A 17842-nucleotide genomic window follows, 5' to 3' on the forward strand; every position below is an offset into this window, starting at 1 on the left:
ACCGTTCTTACATGTGACAGCCAGATCAGATAATGTTTATCTTATTGAGATTACCATGATTTAAACGCCTTTTTTATGATTTGAAACAATGTTTCACAAAGCGAATGGTGATGATGTATAATTATTTTCAACCAGTTATAATTACACAAACACAACAAAAAACATTATCACTGGAAAGTCCCGCTACTGAAAATGTAAAAAAAGATAAACAAGTGCATTTAAGGATTTTCTTATTTTTATTAACGCGCTATTCTCATTACCTATCAATAAACAGGAAATTAGATCGTATAAGGGACTGGCGGAACGGAGTTCTTCTGCTAAAAGTATTTATTGTGCGTGGATGTGAAAGTAGACAATGGCGCGTTGCATTTTTGTCCGTCATGCACATCAACACTTTCTGGAAATAAGGATATTGTTATGGCAGCAGTAGGAATGGTTCAAAAACTCAACACGCAAATGAACCTTGAGTTTTACGCATCAAATCTTTACCTCCATCTAAGCGAATGGTGTTCTGAACACAGTTTAACAGGCACCGCCACCTTTCTTCGTACCCAGGCGCAATGCAACGTGACGCAAATGATGCGCATGTTTAATTTTATGAAAAGCGCTGGCGCCACCCCTATCGTCAAAGCCATTGACGTTCCTGGTGATGAGCTAAGTTCTCTGGAAGATCTGTTCCAGAGAACTCTCGAGGATTACCAGCAACGGGCCAGCACGCTGTCACGTCTTGCGAACGAGGCGAAAGCGCTGAATGATGTCTCAACGCTTGATTTTCTCCATACACTGGAAAAAGAGCAGCAACAGGATGGCGTACTTTTACAAACCATTCTCGAAGAAGTTCGCAGCGCTAAACAAGCAGGGCTATGCCTGGCGCAAACCGATCAGCATCTCCTTAACGTCGTGACCTATCAGCCTCACTGATAACGGCTACCCGAACGGCGATATTGAGACGTTATTAAGCCGGATAACAACGCGAAGCGGCGTATCCGGCCTGCAGTAAGAGGTTGTTAATGAGACTCGCCCTGGGGCGTAAACTTCAGTTCGATCAGCGCTATCGCTTTTTGGATGGCGCGCATTGTAACCGGATCAGCGGCAGCTGGATGGTTTGAAAAGTCGATATTTTTCAACTGACTGGCCATTTTTTCGCGTACTTCTACGGGCGCAATCACATCGATTACATCCAGAATCTGCTTGATAACCAACTGACAAGCGACAACGTCAGAAACCAGTTCCTGGTCGGCATTAAGTGTATGGGACATTATGAACTCCTTATAGTCAGGACGTCATAGTAACCATTCATCGCCAGAAACGGTAGCAACACCGTTTCTGGTCTGCATGCCAAAGATGAAACCTGTCGCCACAGATTTTTTATTTGCACATCATGCCTGGCGAGAGGAGCGAAACGCCCTGTCTTATCGGGCAGGCATTACTCCAGAATCTCACGTACAAACACTTCAATCTCTTTATTCTGGCCGTTTTCAAAAAAACATTCCTGGAAACGCGGCCCTGAAACCGCTGTTTTAACCAGTTCAGGATCGATAGCCCGTAGTGTATCCAGATAATTCTCTTTGACAACCGCAGCCTTAACCTGATTCAAAATGCCCGCATTGCGTACCTGCGGCGCTTTGCGTTCAGGCGGATAGCCCTCGCCTTTACGGCCGGTAAACGCTTTTTCAAAGATAAAACGCACGTTCAGCTCAGCGCCCCAGCCAAAGCCTTTCGCAAATGGCAGGGACAACGCATTGCCGTTGTTGATCTGCGCAAACAAAAAAGCATCTGCCGGATCGATGCAATAACCACAAATGACGCCAGGATGAATATTTAGCGACATGAGCGCGCCCTGACCGGTACCACAGCCAGTAACCACAAAATCAACAGCTTTTGAATTAAGCAGAATACTCGCCATAATACCTAAATGAATGTACGTCAGATGATGGTCATTTTCGTCGCACATGCCGACGTTAAAGACGGGAAATCCCTTTTCATCGGCGACGGCGCTAAGCTCGTTATAAATGATAGCGTTTTTGCTGGCCTGGCTATTTTCCATCATTAGTGCAATTTTCATGGTGTTCCTCCTGAATGCAGGCAGTCGCGCCTGCGTAAATCATGACATTTCGCCCACACTACACCCTTACAAACACAATTTCAAATTTAATGAAACTAAGTTTCGAAAAATAAAAAGAGGCTCACAAATTTTTGGTGCCCGCCGTAAATCTCCTGCCGTTACCTCTAATCAGGGCGAATCCGTAAGTTATTCCAGCCATTGATGATGAAAAGCACGAGGTAGCATGGTGTGATACCGAACTATCGGAGCGATTTTATGAAGCCTCTTATTTTTACTCTTTTACTGCTAGCCCTGACGGGATGTACCATTACTCGACAAGCGCAGGTCAGCGAAGCCAGCCCGATAAGCGGCATTGTGCGCCTGACGTATAACCAGCCGCTATTTTTTACCTCACAGACAGATGACTATGTTTCTCACGGGACCGCGACACGAGAATGCCAGCAAATGGGGTATGCTGATGCTGTCTCGTTTGGTCAGCCGGTAGGAACCTGTAGCATTTATGCTGGCTCTTTGTGTTTGAACACCCGATTTATCCTCTCCTGGCAATGTCGGGGCGTAGCCGTCCCGCAAATAATGCCGCTTTATTATTAAGGTGGCTGGTTTAGCTTAAGCACCACGCACAATGGAGGATAGCGTCTGGTCGCTATTGCCAGCCTCTGGGTGCTGGCTTTCTTTACTTTTATGCTCGCTATTCTTCAGGCTGTATGTGTGTTGGCTTATCTCGCTCCCCGGACGCTTATATAAGCGCCCGGGGATCAGCTGTGTCGTCGACTGCCTGCAACTTGCATTATTTAGAGTATATAGAGGCGTTAATGCGTTTTATTCCCATTCGTATTTTTAATAATTAAATTTAATATTTTACCTTTTGCAAATAATAAAATAACAAATTATAGTGGCGCCACATCACTGTATATCTTTTGCTATTTGTGGAGCGGAACAATGCTGAAAACAGAAATGATCGACAAGCTGAATGAGCAAATGAATCTGGAGTTGTACTCTTCATTGCTCTATCAACAAATGAGCGCGTGGTGTAGCTATCACAGTTTCGAAGGGGCAGCCGCATTTCTTCGTCGCCATGCGCAAGAAGAGATGACGCATATGCAACGCCTGTTCGATTACCTTACCGACACCGGAAGCCTGCCACGTATTAATACCGTTTCTTCGCCCTTCGCTGAGTACACCTCACTGGATGAACTGTTCCGCGCAACCTATGAGCATGAGCAGCTTATTACGCAGAAAATTAATGAACTGGCTCATGCCGCAATGGCCAGCCAGGATTATCCGACATTTAACTTCTTACAGTGGTATGTTGCAGAACAGCACGAAGAAGAAAAATTATTCAAATCTATTATTGATAAGTTAACGTTGGCAGGAAAAAGCGGCGAAGGACTTTATTTCATTGATAAAGAACTTTCAACGCTGGATACGCAAAATTAATCCGACGCTTTCCTGTACGGTGAGATGTACTCTCACTGTACATATTAATGGCGGCAGATCTTACTCTCATGCGTTGAAAAACCGCCATCCACGGCAATAAACTTTCCTTTCGCCGCCAGAAACGCGACCAGTTCCGCCGCCGTCATATCTGACGCTGAACAGGTGTGAAATCGCGCCCGCTCGCCAAAGCGCGCTTTAATTGCCGCTTCCAGCGAGGTATGCGTATACTGCTCGCCAGAGTCAATCATCATATTGAGCACCTCATGACCATGAATAGAATCCATAATCCCTCCTGAATAAAACCCGTAGCTTAATGTGTACTTGTGCGAACGACTTTGCGCTAGCGCAGGTTTGCGATGGTTGCGCGCGCCTCCTCCCATATCAGATTTTATTTATATAAGCGTAAAGTTTATTGTACGTTGATTGTAACGACCATTTGACGAAAATAGCGTAATGCCTTACCCTGCGCCGCGGATATCACCGTTCTTTGTTACCGGGGTAGTGAAAAGCGTGAAAAACAGAACTCTGGGCAGTATTTTTATCGTGGCAGGCACCACTATCGGCGCCGGGATGCTGGCAATGCCGCTGGCAGCAGCTGGCGTTGGTTTCGGCGTCACGCTGGGATTGTTGATTGGACTATGGGCGCTGATGTGTTATACCGCGCTACTGTTACTTGAGGTGTATCAACACGTTCCAGCGGATACCGGACTGGGCTCGTTGGCAAAGCGCTACCTTGGGCGTTACGGACAGTGGCTTACGGGATTCAGCATGCTGTTCTTAATGTATGCGCTCACCGCCGCCTACATCTCCGGGGCCGGAGAGTTGCTGGCGTCCAGTATTAACAACTGGGTCAGCGCCACGCTCTCTCCTGCCGCCGGTGTACTGCTATTCACCTTTGTTGCCGGTGGTGTGGTGTGTGTGGGTACCTCGCTGGTCGATCTTTTTAACCGTTTTCTGTTTAGCGCGAAGATCATTTTTCTGGTCATCATGCTTGCGTTGCTAACACCACATATTCATAAAGTAAATCTTCTTACGCTTCCTTTACAGCAGGGGCTGGCATTATCCGCAATACCGGTTATTTTTACCTCCTTTGGTTTTCACGGAAGCGTGCCGAGTATTGTGAGTTATATGAACGGCAACATTCGCAGGCTGCGCGGGGTCTTTATAACGGGCAGCGGCATTCCGTTAGTGGCCTATATTTTTTGGCAACTCGCCACGCTGGGAAGCATCGATTCGCCGACATTCAGAGGGCTACTGGCCAGCCATGCCGGGTTAAATGGTCTGCTGCAGGCGCTCAGAGAAGTGGTCGCTTCGCCACATGTCGAACTGGCGGTCCACCTGTTCGCCGATCTGGCGCTGGCGACCTCTTTTCTGGGCGTAGCGCTAGGATTATTTGATTATCTGGCCGATCTATTCCAGCGTCGCAGTACGGTGTCTGGGCGTATGCAAACCGGGCTGATTACCTTTCTGCCGCCGCTGGCGTTTGCACTTTTCTACCCACGCGGATTTGTGATGGCATTAGGCTATGCCGGCGTGGCGCTGGCAGTGCTGGCTCTGCTAATCCCGGCCATGCTGGTCTGGCAATGCCGTAAACACAACCCTCAGGCGGGATATCGTGTGGCAGGCGGCACCCCGGCGCTGGCGCTGGTGTTTATCTGCGGCATTGTCGTAATCGGCGTCCAGTTTACGATCGCAATGGGATTCCTGCCCGAACCAGGTTAATACCCAGAAAGGGTTATCGGGCCCGGCCTCTATCCAGCCCCGATAATCATCACGCGATGGTCGTTTACAGGGAATTAATGGAGGCAGCACTGCTTAAATTTTTTGCCGCTCCCGCATGGACAAGGATCGTTACGTCCCACTTTCACCTCTGCTTTTGCCGGCATCTGTCGCGGCGTAGTCTGCGGATGCGCCATCCACCAGGCATGCAGCTCAAGCGCCGCGATACGGATAGCGTCAACACTTTTATCGAACGCTTCCGGACTCATTTTATCCAGCAGGTTAAAGTTTTCTTCAGTGCCGTGTAATGCAATCGCCTCCAGCGCCGGTTTTAACGTATCCGGCAAATCAGACCAGTCGGACAGCGACACTCCACGCATATAACCAAAGCACCATTCTTCAACAATCGTTAGTTCATGGCCATCCACTTCTCGCAGGCCAAACAGCGGCTCGAACTGTTCTGGATAGTCTTCAAGCCGGGCGGCTGTGTCCGCCATGTGCTGGAACACCAGGTCCATAAATCGCGTCATTTCTTTTTCAGATGTCCAGCGCGGTACATACGCGGGTCCACCCCATATCGCAACCAGCCACTGTTCCGGCTCGATTGGATGCGGAGAACTCAGTACCGCAGTAATCAAACCGTCCAGCTCCGCGACATCCAGAATGGCATGATCGGTATTGTATTTCGTCAGCACATCATCCAGCCATTCCAGGTCGCTCTCGTTTAATGGTTCCATTTTCATAACGCTTTTCCTCAGTAATAACTTCCGTCTGTGGTTCTCTTGTTGCAGCGGATAAAATAATTTTTGCAGGCAGTTTGGATGGCAACCATCAGAGGCCAGATTAACACGAAATGAGGAGGATTCCGGAAGTTAATGCACAAAAGGCGAATCGGGAAGCAGTTTTTCCAATAAGAAGCGCCCAAAGCCACACTAAAGCCAGACATGTGAACCGGCGTTAGCGCCCCCCGGGCGGTCATTGCCCACGCACTCTCCGTCGATGAGAGGCCTCCCTGCATCTATTCCTCATCGCAAAGTGGGCACCACTGTCATATATGAGTAAAACACCTTAACCCTTATTGAAAGCCGACATCCTTTACTCAGGGTAATAATCGCTACACTTTCGGCACGCAAAACGGGACAGGCATTCTGAATGTTTCTCGCTATATTATACTCATGCTTACTTATACCGCCGCCGCAGACAAATAAAATCGCCCTCTTAAATAGAGCTTATTTTCAGTAAAAAAGTATTTGATGAGTTCGTCTACCGCTTCTCTGTCAGAAGAAAAAGTTATTTCCATAAACAGAGTATCGTACCCTATTTTGATATTTTTCTTTTTACAGTAGGCACGGATCTCATCCTGCACACTCAACAACGGCAGACTAAACGTGTATAGAGGTTGCGGTTCTTTTTTCACCGCTTTCTCAAAAACTTTACTGACCAGCTCCCCAAGATCGCGCTGCGACCGGGTACGGTTATTAAAATGCAATAAACTACGTCTTTTTACCACCCAGCCTCCAGCCAGATACCGTTGACAATAACTCTCACTTCAATGTGTCAGGAACATGACCACATCCAGGATAGTATGTCAAATAAACAGCCCGCACTATAGAGCATAACTTTTTCAGACACAGTGTACAGGGATACCATCTTTATATCCACCGCACACAGTTGCCTTACTCACGTCTTCGGCGATAATACAGCTTGTCAACCTATTCTATATAACCAAGTTTAAACTGAACTTTACCAGCCAGCGATACCAGTTCAGGATTTTCAGGATAAAAACGGAGTAGAGGGAAAAATACCGCCTCGCCTATAATGCTTCGGCTATTGGCATGATTCGGGCGCAACCCCCAGATATTTTGGTAAGTGACCGGCACCACCTGCCCATTCATGGTTGTGTTGCCGATATACAGCATAATATGCCCTGGAATATAAACCAGCGTAGTAAAAGGTTTACCGTATCTGGTAAGATAATCGATCCGCATTTGGATACTTTTATTGCTGAGATCAACGACTCGTTCAGCAGCCTCTACCTGCGCGGTTGAATGCCTGGGCAGGAATATACCAAACGGCATCAACAGACTGCGGATTTCGGCTGAACAATCATTATAAAAATTAAAATTTCCCCAGCCATAGGGGGCACCGCCCATTGATTTCATTAGCACTGCGATATTTTCCGGCGTCATTTTCCACGGCATAGCTGTAAACGCTTTGTCGCTTAGCCAGACCCAATGGATAGACGCGCGGCCGTTGCTGTCGCGAACGGGCGCTGCGATCAGGAAAAGCCCTGCCCGTTTATACCGGAACGGTAAAATGGTGCCCGGTCGTCCGGTAAAATAATAGACGCCTGCGGTATGGACAGAAACCGGCGCGCTGATAAATGCCCCCAGTTGCTTATAAGCGAGCGAAACCCACTGCTTCACAAATGTCTGATCCACACTGGCAATATCTTCGCTATGAACCCAGCCTGTTACCGTCGGTGAAACAACATATTGCCAGCGCTGGTCTTTGCTTTCCGTCAGTGTATAGACAGGCGTGCCGGGGCGCAGCGAAGACATTTGTAAGTTATCGAAAGGGTACCCCTCGCCCGCTCGACGTGGATCGTTAAATAACGGATCGTCCGTTGGCAGAGCTCTGGCTAAACTCTCTCTGACCATAATACCTCGTCGGGAGGCATGATATATATTGTCAATTCTCGTGTCAGCATTCCCTCTTACCCCCTCTTTCCAGCGTGAAGAATAAAGTCTGAAATTTTCCCCCCAATAAGTACTGCCGTCGCTAAGGAACTGCTTAATACTGGCATCCCGGACCTGGCCTGCATTTTTTTTCAGCAACCCTGTTATATAAACAGCATTCCACGGCGAGTGCGATTCATTATCCATTCCGAAATAATGGGATTTAAGTGCGCTAAAGTAGCGTTGTTGGGTAGTACTATCAATAACCGGAATAGCGAAATCAGCCGAGTCCGGAGGTATCCATTTATCGACGGACTGTGAATAATCCGCTAACGGAAAGCGCGTTTTTGTTGGATCAATATAGTCCTTTTCGGAAATTTCACCTTTGGCCGTTGGTCGATAGGTCATCTGGTGGCAGGCTGTAAGGCACAATGGCATCAATAAAACGGCCCAAGCTTTGTTTTGCATCATCATCTCCGTAAAGTAGGGAAAGCACAAAAGAGAGACTGACCAAAACCGCCATTTACGAAAACCTAAAATTATCTGTAGTTGACCTGTTATTAAGACATAATTACAAAACGTGATTAAAGTGTGATGCAGATCGCATTATCTTATGATGACTATTCGCCTGCTATTTACCTTTAATTATATTGCTTAAAAAGCATCGTTTGCACAATCATATACTCGTTTAATTTGCATAAACACTCCACTGACCAGTCTCCATTTTTTTCAGACAATACATACTGTAGCGTGTCGATCCTATTATTTTTATATATTGTGCAAAATCATTAGCATCGACGTAGCCGATAAAATTACGCGCATTACACGTAAAAGAGGAATACTCATCCGGAAGAAAGTAGGTTACGATTTTCGTATCAGGCTCATACACAATAAAAAAGAGTAGTAAAGCGCATCCTACAATCCCAATACTAATGAAGCTAATAAATAATTTTGCATTATCGGTATATTTCACTGGCATATCTACCTTCTTCATATAAGCAGGAATAAAACATACCAGTATTTTTTATACAGATTAATGAATTTTACAGGCTGATTTACCCAGTATTTAGTATTTACCAGGCATGAACCCTGTAGGTCGGTAAAACGATAACTGCTGTACTGACAGAAATGCCGCTACAGGTATTTTTTACTATGAATAGCGCTGGAGAGTTTACACTCCCAGCTGACGTATATGCTAAAGACACAAAAAAACCACCCGTAGGTGGTTTCACGACACTGCTTATTGCTTTGATTATTCTTATCTTTCCCATGGTACCCGGAGCGGGACTTGAACCCGCACAGCGCGAACGCCGAGGGATTTTAAATCCCTTGTGTCTACCGATTCCACCATCCGGGCTCGGGAAAAAAATTGGAGGCGCGTTCCGGAGTCGAACCGGACTAGACGGATTTGCAATCCGCTACATAACCGCTTTGTTAACGCGCCAAACTTTTCATATCCTTCAGCCAGTATCCGCCTTATGCAAAGGCTTTTAAACTGGAGCGGGAAACGAGACTCGAACTCGCGACCCCGACCTTGGCAAGGTCGTGCTCTACCAACTGAGCTATTCCCGCATAACTAAGTAACTTTGTTAATCACTTGATTTTGTTATCGTCTGGCAATCAGTACTGCCGTTCGATGCGTTGCATTCTACTTACCTGACGCACTGAGTCAACGATATTTTTCGTCACTCACGATCGTTTGCTGAAATTTGCGGCGAAACGATCACTGATCAAGCAAATCTCCACGTGCAGCGCTCAAATATTGCAACATTGACCACAACGTTAGCACTGCGGCGACAAAGAAAAGTGCGATACCCGCATACTCTACCCACAAATTCGGACGCCACAAGAGCCACGCCAGCGCCACCATTTGCGCGGTAGTTTTGACTTTACCGATCCAGGAGACCGCTACGCTACTGCGTTTGCCCAACTCTGCCATCCATTCACGCAATGCAGAGATAATAATTTCGCGGGCTATCATCGTCGCCGCAGGTAACGTCACCCACCAGCTATGATAATGCTCGGTAACCAGTACCATGGCGATCGCCACCAGCACCTTGTCAGCGACAGGGTCGAGGAAGGCGCCGAAACGCGTACTCTGGTTCCAGCGTCGCGCCAGAAAACCGTCAAACCAATCGGTAATAGCGGCAATACAGAAAATCAGCGCGCTGACCATAGGCGCCCAGGCGAACGGTAAATAAAACACCACGACAAAAAATGGGATCAGGATGACGCGAAACAGCGTGAGCAACGTAGGGATATTAAATTGCATAGTGACGGGTAACTATCTGTTGTCAGTGAAATTACCCCTATGTTGCTACAGTGGCCTCAATGTTTCAACGACCAGAAGATCTTTTCTGCGAGACCTTGCGAAATACCCGGCACTTTTGCAATTTCTTCTACGCTGGCGTTACGTAGCCCTTGCAAACCGCCCATATATTTCAGCAACATTTGACGACGTTTAGGCCCAACGCCTTCAATAGTTTCCAGCGTACTGGTGTTTTTTACCTTCGCACGTTTTTTACGGTGCCCGCCGATCGCGTGATCGTGCGACTCATCGCGAATATGCTGAATGACATGCAGCGCTGGCGAGTCCGGCGGCAGGCAAAACCCTTCGCCTTCCGGTTCAAAAAAGAGCGTTTCCAGCCCGGCCTTTCTGTCTGCGCCTTTGGCGACGCCAAGCAGCAATGGGCGATGCTTATCCCAGGGAACATCCATTTCAGCGAAAACGGCTTTCGCCTGGGCGAGCTGCCCTTTTCCGCCGTCAATCAGAATAACGTCCGGTATCTTACTTTCTTCTATGGCTTTACCATAACGTCGACGTAACACTTGATTCATCGCCGCGTAATCATCGCCCGGCGTAATACCCGCGATATTATAACGACGATACTCAGCGCGTATCGGCCCGTTAGCATCAAATACCACACAGGATGCGACCGTTTGCTCCCCCATCGTATGGCTGATGTCAAAACATTCCATCCGCTTGACCGCAGGAAGTTTTAACACTGTCGCCAGCGCGGTCAAACGCTGCGTGACGGTGGACTGCTGTGAGAGTTTGGTGGTTAAGGCCGTCGCCGCATTGGTTCGCGCCAGTTTGAGGTAACGGGCGCGATCGCCGCGCGGTTTCGTCTGGACATAAATACGCCGTCCCGCAAGCTCCGACAGCGAGTCGGCCAGTAGCATTTTATCGCTCAGATTAAAATCGAGTAGTATCTCGCCCGGTAAAGTACGCATCTGGCTGCCTTGCAGGTAAAACTGCCCGACAAAGGTTTCTACCACTTCACCCAGTTCCGTACCGCCAGGCACTTTTGGAAAATAGCTGCGACTGCCCAGCACCTTACCCTGCCGAATAAACAGCACATGCACACAGGCCATACCGGCATCAAAAGCCACGCCGATAACGTCGAGATCGTCGCCCGAATTGGAGACAAACTGCCTCTCCGTGACCCGGCGTACCGCTTGGATCTGATCGCGAATACGCGCCGCCTCTTCAAAGGCCAGCTCCTGGCTGGCCTTTTCCATCCGGGCAATCAACTGCGTTAAAACCTGGTCGTCCTTGCCGGACAAAAATAACCGGACATATTCCACCTGCTGCGCGTACTCCTCCTCGCTGACCAGTCCTGCAACGCATGGGCCTAAGCACCGGCCAATCTGGTATTGCAGGCAAGGACGCGAGCGGTTGCGATAGACACTGTTTTCGCACTGACGGACAGGGAAAATTTTCTGTAACAGCGCCAGCGTTTCCCGCACGGCATAGCCATTAGGAAACGGGCCAAAATACTCACCTTTCGCATGCTTGGCGCCACGGTGCATCGCCAGACGCGGATGCGTATCGCCGCTCAGAAAAATAAAAGGATAGGATTTATCATCACGCAACAAAACATTGTAACGCGGTTGATACAACTTGATGTAATTATGTTCAAGCAACAACGCTTCCGTTTCGGTATGCGTTACCGTAACATCAATTTGTTGAATTTGCGCGACTAACGCTTCGGTTTTACGCGAAGCCAGGTTGCTACGAAAGTAACTGGAAAGACGCTTTTTCAGGTCTTTCGCTTTACCCACATAAATAACCGTACCTCCGGCATCATACATACGATAGACGCCAGGTTGGCTGGTAACGGTTTTCAGGAACGCCTTTGCGTCAAACATTTCACTCACTGGCTTGTTAACGTCTCCGCATTACACAGGCCATGGCGGATTGCCAGGTGAGTCAGCTCAACATCACCATGAATGTTTAATTTACTGAACATACGATAGCGATAGCTGTTCACCGTTTTAGGACTGAGATTCAGTTGTTCTGAAATCTCATTGACCTTCTGACCCTTGGTGATCATCAGCATAATCTGCAACTCGCGTTCAGACAAACTGGCGAACGGTGTTTCTGTTTTTGCAGGCTCAATCTGACTGAGCGCCATCTGCTGGGCAATATCGGAGGCGATATAGCGTTGTCCGGTATACACCGAACGAATAGCATTCACCACCTCCTGGGGCGCGGCACCTTTACTGAGATAGCCAGCTGCGCCAGCCTGCATCACTTTAGCGGGCAACGGGTTCTCCGTATGGACGGTCAGCATGATTACTTTGATATCCGCTGTCGATCGGGCAATTTTGCGCGTCGCCTCAAGGCCGCCGATACCGGGCATATTCATATCCATCAGCACGACGTCAACGGCGTTAGTACGGCACCATTTTACCGCATCTTCTCCGCAGCACGCTTCACCGACAACTTTAATGCCCTTTATATCTTCAAGAATGCGTCGTATCCCTGCGCGCACCAGTTCGTGGTCATCAACAAGAAGAACGTTGATCAAAGGAATATCTCCAGAATAGGGATAACGCTACTGATAGTTAATCGTCCTTATATTAGCTGGTTTTATCTCAACTTTGAAACGTAAAAAAACGCCGGGTATTCGATTTTGCTCTCGTTTTTGGAAATTATGTTGTACGTCGCGTGGAAAAAACCAGCGCTGTAGCCCTTCGGACGGCGATGCCCTGGTGAGTTATTTCATAATGGTGACAAAAATTTCACGTTCCGCTGTCTAAACCCTAATTAAGAAACCAACTTTGTAACAATAATTAACGAGTGAAATACGCAGAATAAACAAAGAATGAAGGAAATATATGCATCACGCGGCAACGTTTATTTTATGGGTAAACCTTCAGCCTTTTGATCAAAAAACAACCACTGCTATTTTTAGCGCAGCTTATGGTATACTCCGCCGCCTTAACATCTGCTATCGCACATTTTCACTGAAACATAACGAGGAAAATAAATGAGTACGCCTGATTTTTCCACCGCTGAGAATAATCAAGAACTGGCTACTGAAGTCAACTGCCTGAAAGCCATGTTAACGCTGATGCTGCAGGCGATGGGCCAGGCCGATGCAGGGCGCGTGATTCTTAAAATGGAAAAACAGATCGCGCAGATGGATGATAAAGCACAAGCAGCAGTATTTGCCAGTACGGTTAAGCAAATTAAACAGGCTTACCGCCAGTAGTAAAAAAACGGCTGTAAGCGTCGCTTTCAGCCGGTTTCGCTTCTGGCGCAAAGAACCGTCAACGCGTCATATCAAACCTGTCGCCGCAGCGTAACAGGCAATCTGCGTTTTATTCGGCGCATTGAATTTCTTCTGCATGTTTTTCTGATGAAAGTTAACGGTATTTTCAGAAATCGACAGAATAATGGCTATCTCCGATGAGGTTTTACCCTCCGCCGTCCACTTCAGAATCTCTTTCTCACGTTTACTGAAACGCATCTCCGGCACCATTACTATGTCGTCTTCCAGTCTTGTCAACGCCGAAAGACTCTCCCGTGCCAGCAGTTGCAACCTGAGTTCCACTTCATCGTAGGTAAACGAGGAGCAGCCCAGACTGCCACGAGAGACCGACAAAAAGCCCACCGCCCGATTCGGCAACATCACACTCTGGGTTACTCCCCTGCGTAATCCGAAACGCTGGGCTGCATCCCACATCGCCTGCGCCTCGTGAAATAGCACGTTATCCCAATGTAAATGGCCCTCCCTGAAATTTTCTGGCTTTAATACCGGATCGATCGCAATATAGTTTTCGGCTTGGTAATGCGTTACCCAAGCCTGAGGATAAGTGGTACGGAGCGATATTTTAGGTCGGGTAAAGGGAACGGGGTGACGAACACACAGCGAATAATAATCAAATTCCAGCCGCTGTGTCTGATACTGTAATTCAGTATAAACACCCTCTGCTGTCGCCATCTCCTGAAAACGTAACAGCATTGCGCGTCGCCAGGTGAAGAAATCATTTTCCTGCATTTTTATGATCACACCTTTGATATTGATAATCATTATTATGTATGGTTCAAGTTATCACATAAATAGCGTTTATATATAAAAAATAACAGATAGATCGCAGAATACTTGAGCAGTATTACAGTTTTTATGCTTGAGCCTGAGGAAGTCGTTAATATTCTGGCAGGATTAGTTGATAAGTGTTCATTACGCTCGCCAGAAGCGCGGTAAATTCGAGCGAGCGCTAAAAAAGCATTATTTCATTAAAAATTTCTCAAGAAACTGGCGGGTACGCGGATGTTGAGGATCGGCGAATATGGTTTTCGCAGGCCCCTGCTCAACGATTCGTCCCTGATCCATAAATATTGCCCGGTCAGCCACGTCGCGCGCAAAGCTCATTTCGTGAGTGATAATCACCATCGTGCGTTTTTCCTGCGCCAGTTGGCGAATCGTATTGAGTACCTCGCCGACTAATTCAGGATCAAGCGCCGAAGTGGGTTCATCAAACAGAATCACTTCCGGGCGCATCGCCAGCGCGCGCGCAATCGCCACGCGCTGCTGTTGCCCGCCCGACAGGCGGCGCGGATAGCTGGTCTCTTTTCCGGCCAACCCGACTTTGGCTAACAGTTCCCGCGCCAGCGCCGTCGCGTCGGCTTTCGGCTCCCCCTTCACTATCACCGGACCTTCAATGATATTTTCCAGCACTGTACGATGCGGGAACAGATTAAAACTCTGAAAGACAAAGCCGACATGCTGGCGCAACTGGCGAATCAGCCCTTTTTGCTGGCTTAATGAGCGGGCGGTATCAATGACAATATCGCCCACTTTAATGGTGCCCGCTTCCGGTTGTTCCAGCAGGTTAATGCTGCGTAATAAGGTTGTCTTCCCTGAGCCGCTTGGGCCGATAATGGCGACGACTTCTCCGGTCTTCACCTTAAGGTCGATACCGTGCAGCACCGTTTGACCGTGAAATTTTTTGACCAGGTTGGTGACTTCGATCGCACTCATTTTGGCTCTCTCTCCTGGCGGTTAAGCTGGTTTTCAAAATAGTTTTGCAGCGCCGATAAAACGGTCGCCATTACCCAGTATATTAACGACGCGGCCAGATACATGGTAAACACCTCCAGCGTTCGCGAGGTAATTAACTGCGCCTGGCGGAACAGCTCAGGCACCTGAATCGTCGCGGCGAGCGACGTATCTTTCACCAAACTGATAAAGCTGTTACTCAACGGCGGAAGCGCGACGCGAGCGGCCTGTGGCAAAATAGCGCGGTGTAGCGTCTGCCACGGCGTCATACCAATACTCGCCGCTGCTTCCCATTGCCCCTTGTCGATAGCCGAAATCGCCGCACGCAGCGTCTCAGACGTATAAGCCGCAGTATTGAGCGATAAACCAATCATCGCTGCCGGGATAGGATCCAGCTCAATACCAAATTGCGGCAGACCGTAATAGATCATAAATAGCTGTGCGATAAGCGGCGTGCCGCGAAAAATCGAGATATAAAAGCGCGCCAGCCAGCGAACCGGCCATAGCGGCGACATCCGCATCAGCGCCAGCACAAACCCCAGCAGCAGACCAAAAAACATACCGCCAATACTCAGTTGCAGGGTAAACACAGCGCCTTTAAGCAAATACGGCAGTGATTCAATAACCAGTTGGATACTTTCTTGCATTCGCGTTGATTACCTGGAGGTTACACATGAGGATGGTAGGCAAACAGAGCAGGCGCCCCACCGGTGTGAATAAAGAGAATTGGCCCTTCATCTTTAAAACGTTTCTGGCTGATGCCGTCTATCAAACCCGCCATCGCTTTGCCGGTATATACCGGGTCCAGCAGCACCCCCTCCAGGCGAGCCAGCAGTTTCACCGCCTCCATCCCCGCGTCATTCGGCACGCCGTAACCTGGGGCAAAATAGTCATCCCATAAATGAATATCCGCCGTCGCGGTCAGCGCCAGCTTACCGGCAATAGCCTGCTGCAAGGCCACCACTTTTGGTTTCTGCCCGGAGACAGAACGTGAAACGGTCACACCAATCAGTTCGATGTCAGGCATCAGGTGTTCCAGTCCAACGGCTAACCCGGCGTGCGTTCCGGCGCTACCGGAGGCCACCACCACCGAAGAGAGTCCTACGACCTCTTCACACTGCTGCGCGATTTCCAGGGCGCTTTCTACGTATCCCATTGCGCCCAGCGCGCTGGAGCCGCCGACAGGAATTACATATGGCCTGAACCCTTGCGCTTCAATACGCGTCGCCAGCGTTTGAAGCTGCGCGTCCGGATCGGTTAGCGCATCGCACATTTCAATTTGCGTATTAAATAAATCCAATAACAGGCGATTACCATTCGTCAGGTAATTTTCTGCGGCGGTGCCGATTGGATTTTCCAGCAAGGCGACACAATGCAGTCCCAGTTTGGCCGCGACCGCCGCCGTCTGACGGACATGGTTCGACTGAATCGCCCCGGCTGTTACCAACGTATCTGCTCCTTCCCGCAGCGCGTCGGCCACCAGAAACTCCAGCTTGCGCAGTTTATTGCCGCCCATCGCAATAGGCGTAACGTCATCGCGCTTAATGTAAATCTCACGCCCAAGATAATCCGACAATCGCGGCAGGTATTCGAGCGGGGTAGGTGCGCCGATAAACTCCAGACGTGGAAAGCGCGTTAAGTGATGTAGCGGCATTAAGTCTCCGATAGTGTTGTAGTGTATTCTTTTTATTATGCACGTTGATACGCCGGAAATAAAAAAGGCGCCGATGAACGCGCCTCCGTTTGCGGACATGGTATGAGGTTGGTATTGCCCGACAGCACTCAGCCTACCGGGCAGTATCGAAGATTATTGGGTTACGTCAGCGCCAAACCATTTTTCGGAGATCGCTTTTAAGGTGCCATCTTTTTGCATTTCCGCAATGGCGTTATCTACCGCTTTAAGCAAATCTTCGTTGCCTTTACGTAACGCAACGCCGGACTCCTGACGCGAAAACGCATCACCGGTGACAGCCAGCGTCCCTTTGGTTTTTTTCACCAGATCCAGCGCCGCCAGACGATCGACTAAAATCGCGTCAATACGGCCTACGCGCAGATCCTGGTATTTCGTAGGATCATCGTCGTAGGTACGGATATCCACGCCCTGAACATGTTGACGTAGCCACTCTTCATAGTTAGTACCCAGCCCGACGCCTACTTTTTTGCCCTGCAGTTCGGCAGCCGTTTTGATCGTACCTTCATTCCCTTTTTTCACCAGCGCCTGAACGCCGGAGACAGTATAAGGCGTAGAGAAATCATATTTTTTCTTGCGGACATCTGAAATCGTGACCTGGTTTATCACCACATCAATACGTTTAGAATCCAGCGACGCCAGCATTCCGTCCCATTTGGTCGGTTTCAGCGACGCTTTAACACCCAGATGTTTTGCCAACGCCTCGGCGAAATCCACTTCAAAACCGGTTAATTTGCCGTCGCCGCCCTGAAAGCTAAACGGCGGATAGGTACCTTCCAGGCCTACCAGCAGCGTGCCGCGTTCTCTAACTTTATTCAGCAAACCCTCATCGGCAAAGCTCTTTGCGCTCATTCCCGCAACCAGCGCCACAGCCATTACTCCCATCAGTGCCTGACGTCCCAGCAGTGCTAATTTCATAGTAACCCCGAATATTGCCGTTAATGACCATAGACTGTGTCCC

General features: G+C 48.7%; 21 protein-coding genes and 3 tRNA genes. 6 read left to right on the forward strand and 18 right to left on the reverse strand.

Going from position 1 to position 17842, the window contains the following annotated elements:
- The first annotated feature begins 417 nt into the window (after positions 1–417).
- Positions 418–921, forward strand: coding sequence for a non-heme ferritin-like protein (locus F4V61_RS04175; RefSeq protein WP_000741711.1), 504 nt, complete (start codon positions 418–420; stop codon positions 919–921).
- Between the two features lie 86 nt (positions 922–1007).
- On the opposite strand, the gene F4V61_RS04180 is transcribed toward F4V61_RS04175, so the two are convergent.
- Positions 1008–1259, reverse strand: coding sequence for a DUF2766 family protein (locus F4V61_RS04180; RefSeq protein ID WP_000019958.1), 252 nt, complete (start codon positions 1257–1259; stop codon positions 1008–1010).
- A gap of 167 nt (positions 1260–1426) precedes the next feature.
- Positions 1427–2065 (reverse strand): RpiB/LacA/LacB family sugar-phosphate isomerase, encoded by a 639-nt coding sequence (locus F4V61_RS04185; RefSeq protein ID WP_000684801.1) that lies wholly within the window; start codon positions 2063–2065, stop codon positions 1427–1429.
- Positions 2066–2320: 255 nt separating this feature from the next.
- On the opposite strand from F4V61_RS04185, the gene F4V61_RS04190 reads away from it, so the two are divergent.
- Both F4V61_RS04190 and ftnA read left to right on the forward strand, forming a co-directional pair.
- Complete coding sequence (locus tag F4V61_RS04190) at positions 2321–2656, forward strand: YecR-like lipofamily protein (protein ID WP_058819297.1); 336 nt, start codon at positions 2321–2323, stop codon at positions 2654–2656.
- Positions 2657–3004: 348 nt separating this feature from the next.
- Positions 3005–3502 (forward strand): non-heme ferritin, encoded by a 498-nt coding sequence (gene ftnA / locus F4V61_RS04195; protein WP_038395737.1) that lies wholly within the window; start codon positions 3005–3007, stop codon positions 3500–3502.
- A 44-nt stretch (positions 3503–3546) separates the two neighbouring features.
- Here ftnA and F4V61_RS04200 read toward each other — a convergent pair whose 3' ends face one another.
- On the reverse strand, positions 3547–3786 hold the full coding sequence (locus F4V61_RS04200) for a YecH family metal-binding protein (RefSeq protein ID WP_058819298.1): 240 nt from the start codon (positions 3784–3786) through the stop codon (positions 3547–3549).
- Between the two features lie 226 nt (positions 3787–4012).
- Between F4V61_RS04200 and tyrP the strand changes: the two genes are divergently transcribed.
- Positions 4013–5224 (forward strand): tyrosine transporter TyrP, encoded by a 1212-nt coding sequence (gene tyrP / locus F4V61_RS04205; RefSeq protein ID WP_024131842.1) that lies wholly within the window; start codon positions 4013–4015, stop codon positions 5222–5224.
- 74 nt (positions 5225–5298) lie between these two features.
- Here tyrP and F4V61_RS04210 read toward each other — a convergent pair whose 3' ends face one another.
- From F4V61_RS04210 to uvrY, 10 genes are all read right to left on the reverse strand, one after another.
- Positions 5299–5964 carry a YecA family protein gene (locus tag F4V61_RS04210; protein WP_000781530.1) on the reverse strand — a complete coding sequence of 222 codons (666 nt, stop codon included), beginning with the start codon at positions 5962–5964 and terminating at the stop codon, positions 5299–5301.
- A gap of 440 nt (positions 5965–6404) precedes the next feature.
- Positions 6405–6731 (reverse strand): hypothetical protein, encoded by a 327-nt coding sequence (locus tag F4V61_RS04215; protein WP_038395733.1) that lies wholly within the window; start codon positions 6729–6731, stop codon positions 6405–6407.
- Positions 6732–6933: 202 nt separating this feature from the next.
- Positions 6934–8373 carry an SH3 domain-containing C40 family peptidase gene (locus F4V61_RS04220; RefSeq protein WP_170243767.1) on the reverse strand — a complete coding sequence of 480 codons (1440 nt, stop codon included), beginning with the start codon at positions 8371–8373 and terminating at the stop codon, positions 6934–6936.
- A gap of 214 nt (positions 8374–8587) precedes the next feature.
- Positions 8588–8893, reverse strand: coding sequence for a hypothetical protein (locus F4V61_RS22285; protein WP_012210045.1), 306 nt, complete (start codon positions 8891–8893; stop codon positions 8588–8590).
- A gap of 276 nt (positions 8894–9169) precedes the next feature.
- Positions 9170–9256, reverse strand: a tRNA-Leu gene (locus F4V61_RS04230).
- Positions 9257–9269: 13 nt separating this feature from the next.
- A tRNA-Cys gene (locus F4V61_RS04235) sits at positions 9270–9343 on the reverse strand.
- A gap of 52 nt (positions 9344–9395) precedes the next feature.
- Positions 9396–9471, reverse strand: a tRNA-Gly gene (locus tag F4V61_RS04240).
- A 151-nt stretch (positions 9472–9622) separates the two neighbouring features.
- Positions 9623–10171: a CDP-diacylglycerol--glycerol-3-phosphate 3-phosphatidyltransferase gene (pgsA, locus tag F4V61_RS04245; RefSeq protein ID WP_001160193.1), complete on the reverse strand. Its 549-nt coding sequence runs from the start codon at positions 10169–10171 to the stop codon at positions 9623–9625.
- Positions 10172–10227: 56 nt separating this feature from the next.
- On the reverse strand, positions 10228–12060 hold the full coding sequence (uvrC, locus tag F4V61_RS04250; protein WP_080161210.1) for an excinuclease ABC subunit UvrC: 1833 nt from the start codon (positions 12058–12060) through the stop codon (positions 10228–10230).
- Positions 12057–12713, reverse strand: a complete 657-nt coding sequence (gene uvrY / locus F4V61_RS04255) for a UvrY/SirA/GacA family response regulator transcription factor (RefSeq protein ID WP_000611322.1) — start codon at positions 12711–12713, stop codon at positions 12057–12059. Before uvrY ends, uvrC begins: the two co-directional genes overlap by 4 nt.
- Positions 12714–13069: 356 nt before the next feature.
- Here uvrY and F4V61_RS22755 point away from each other — a divergent pair, with 356 nt between their 5' ends.
- Positions 13070–13156 (forward strand): hypothetical protein, encoded by an 87-nt coding sequence (locus tag F4V61_RS22755; protein ID WP_430624691.1) that lies wholly within the window; start codon positions 13070–13072, stop codon positions 13154–13156.
- A gap of 19 nt (positions 13157–13175) precedes the next feature.
- Positions 13176–13400: a DUF2594 family protein gene (locus tag F4V61_RS04265; protein ID WP_000106485.1), complete on the forward strand. Its 225-nt coding sequence runs from the start codon at positions 13176–13178 to the stop codon at positions 13398–13400.
- Positions 13401–13466: 66 nt separating this feature from the next.
- Here F4V61_RS04265 and sdiA read toward each other — a convergent pair whose 3' ends face one another.
- The 5 genes from sdiA to tcyJ all read right to left on the reverse strand — a co-directional run bounded on the left by sdiA (position 13467) and on the right by tcyJ (position 17799).
- A complete protein-coding gene (gene sdiA / locus F4V61_RS04270; RefSeq protein ID WP_024131839.1) occupies positions 13467–14189 on the reverse strand; it encodes a transcriptional regulator SdiA in 723 nt (240 codons plus the stop codon).
- A gap of 231 nt (positions 14190–14420) precedes the next feature.
- Positions 14421–15173 carry an L-cystine ABC transporter ATP-binding protein TcyN gene (tcyN, locus tag F4V61_RS04275; protein WP_058345035.1) on the reverse strand — a complete coding sequence of 251 codons (753 nt, stop codon included), beginning with the start codon at positions 15171–15173 and terminating at the stop codon, positions 14421–14423.
- On the reverse strand, positions 15170–15838 hold the full coding sequence (tcyL, locus tag F4V61_RS04280) for a cystine ABC transporter permease (protein WP_001158236.1): 669 nt from the start codon (positions 15836–15838) through the stop codon (positions 15170–15172). Before tcyL ends, tcyN begins: the two co-directional genes overlap by 4 nt.
- 20 nt (positions 15839–15858) lie before the next feature.
- A complete protein-coding gene (gene dcyD / locus F4V61_RS04285) occupies positions 15859–16845 on the reverse strand; it encodes a D-cysteine desulfhydrase (RefSeq protein ID WP_001128183.1) in 987 nt (328 codons plus the stop codon).
- A gap of 153 nt (positions 16846–16998) precedes the next feature.
- On the reverse strand, positions 16999–17799 hold the full coding sequence (tcyJ, locus tag F4V61_RS04290; protein ID WP_079828226.1) for a cystine ABC transporter substrate-binding protein: 801 nt from the start codon (positions 17797–17799) through the stop codon (positions 16999–17001).
- Positions 17800–17842 lie beyond the last annotated feature (43 nt).

It is taken from the genome of Salmonella enterica subsp. arizonae, assembly GCF_008692845.1.
GTDB lineage: Bacteria > Pseudomonadota > Gammaproteobacteria > Enterobacterales > Enterobacteriaceae > Salmonella > Salmonella arizonae.

Bases quoted from the DNA above. Each gene is read 5' to 3' on its own strand.
- tcyL (WP_001158236.1), bottom strand. From the start codon at position 15,838: ATGCAAGAAAGTATCCAACTGGTTATTGAATCACTGCCGTATTTGCTT.
- F4V61_RS04185 (WP_000684801.1), bottom strand. From the start codon at position 2,065: ATGAAAATTGCACTAATGATGGAAAATAGCCAGGCCAGCAAAAACGCT.
- dcyD (WP_001128183.1), bottom strand. From the start codon at position 16,845: ATGCCGCTACATCACTTAACGCGCTTTCCACGTCTGGAGTTTATCGGC.
- F4V61_RS04190 (WP_058819297.1), top strand. From the start codon at position 2,321: ATGAAGCCTCTTATTTTTACTCTTTTACTGCTAGCCCTGACGGGATGT.
- tcyJ (WP_079828226.1), bottom strand. From the start codon at position 17,799: ATGAAATTAGCACTGCTGGGACGTCAGGCACTGATGGGAGTAATGGCT.
- tcyN (WP_058345035.1), bottom strand. From the start codon at position 15,173: ATGAGTGCGATCGAAGTCACCAACCTGGTCAAAAAATTTCACGGTCAA.
- F4V61_RS04200 (WP_058819298.1), bottom strand. From the start codon at position 3,786: ATGGATTCTATTCATGGTCATGAGGTGCTCAATATGATGATTGACTCT.
- F4V61_RS04175 (WP_000741711.1), top strand. From the start codon at position 418: ATGGCAGCAGTAGGAATGGTTCAAAAACTCAACACGCAAATGAACCTT.
- sdiA (WP_024131839.1), bottom strand. From the start codon at position 14,189: ATGCAGGAAAATGATTTCTTCACCTGGCGACGCGCAATGCTGTTACGT.
- F4V61_RS04265 (WP_000106485.1), top strand. From the start codon at position 13,176: ATGAGTACGCCTGATTTTTCCACCGCTGAGAATAATCAAGAACTGGCT.
- F4V61_RS04180 (WP_000019958.1), bottom strand. From the start codon at position 1,259: ATGTCCCATACACTTAATGCCGACCAGGAACTGGTTTCTGACGTTGTC.
- ftnA (WP_038395737.1), top strand. From the start codon at position 3,005: ATGCTGAAAACAGAAATGATCGACAAGCTGAATGAGCAAATGAATCTG.
- F4V61_RS04220 (WP_170243767.1), bottom strand. From the start codon at position 8,373: ATGATGATGCAAAACAAAGCTTGGGCCGTTTTATTGATGCCATTGTGC.
- F4V61_RS04210 (WP_000781530.1), bottom strand. From the start codon at position 5,964: ATGAAAATGGAACCATTAAACGAGAGCGACCTGGAATGGCTGGATGAT.
- pgsA (WP_001160193.1), bottom strand. From the start codon at position 10,171: ATGCAATTTAATATCCCTACGTTGCTCACGCTGTTTCGCGTCATCCTG.
- F4V61_RS22285 (WP_012210045.1), bottom strand. From the start codon at position 8,893: ATGAAGAAGGTAGATATGCCAGTGAAATATACCGATAATGCAAAATTA.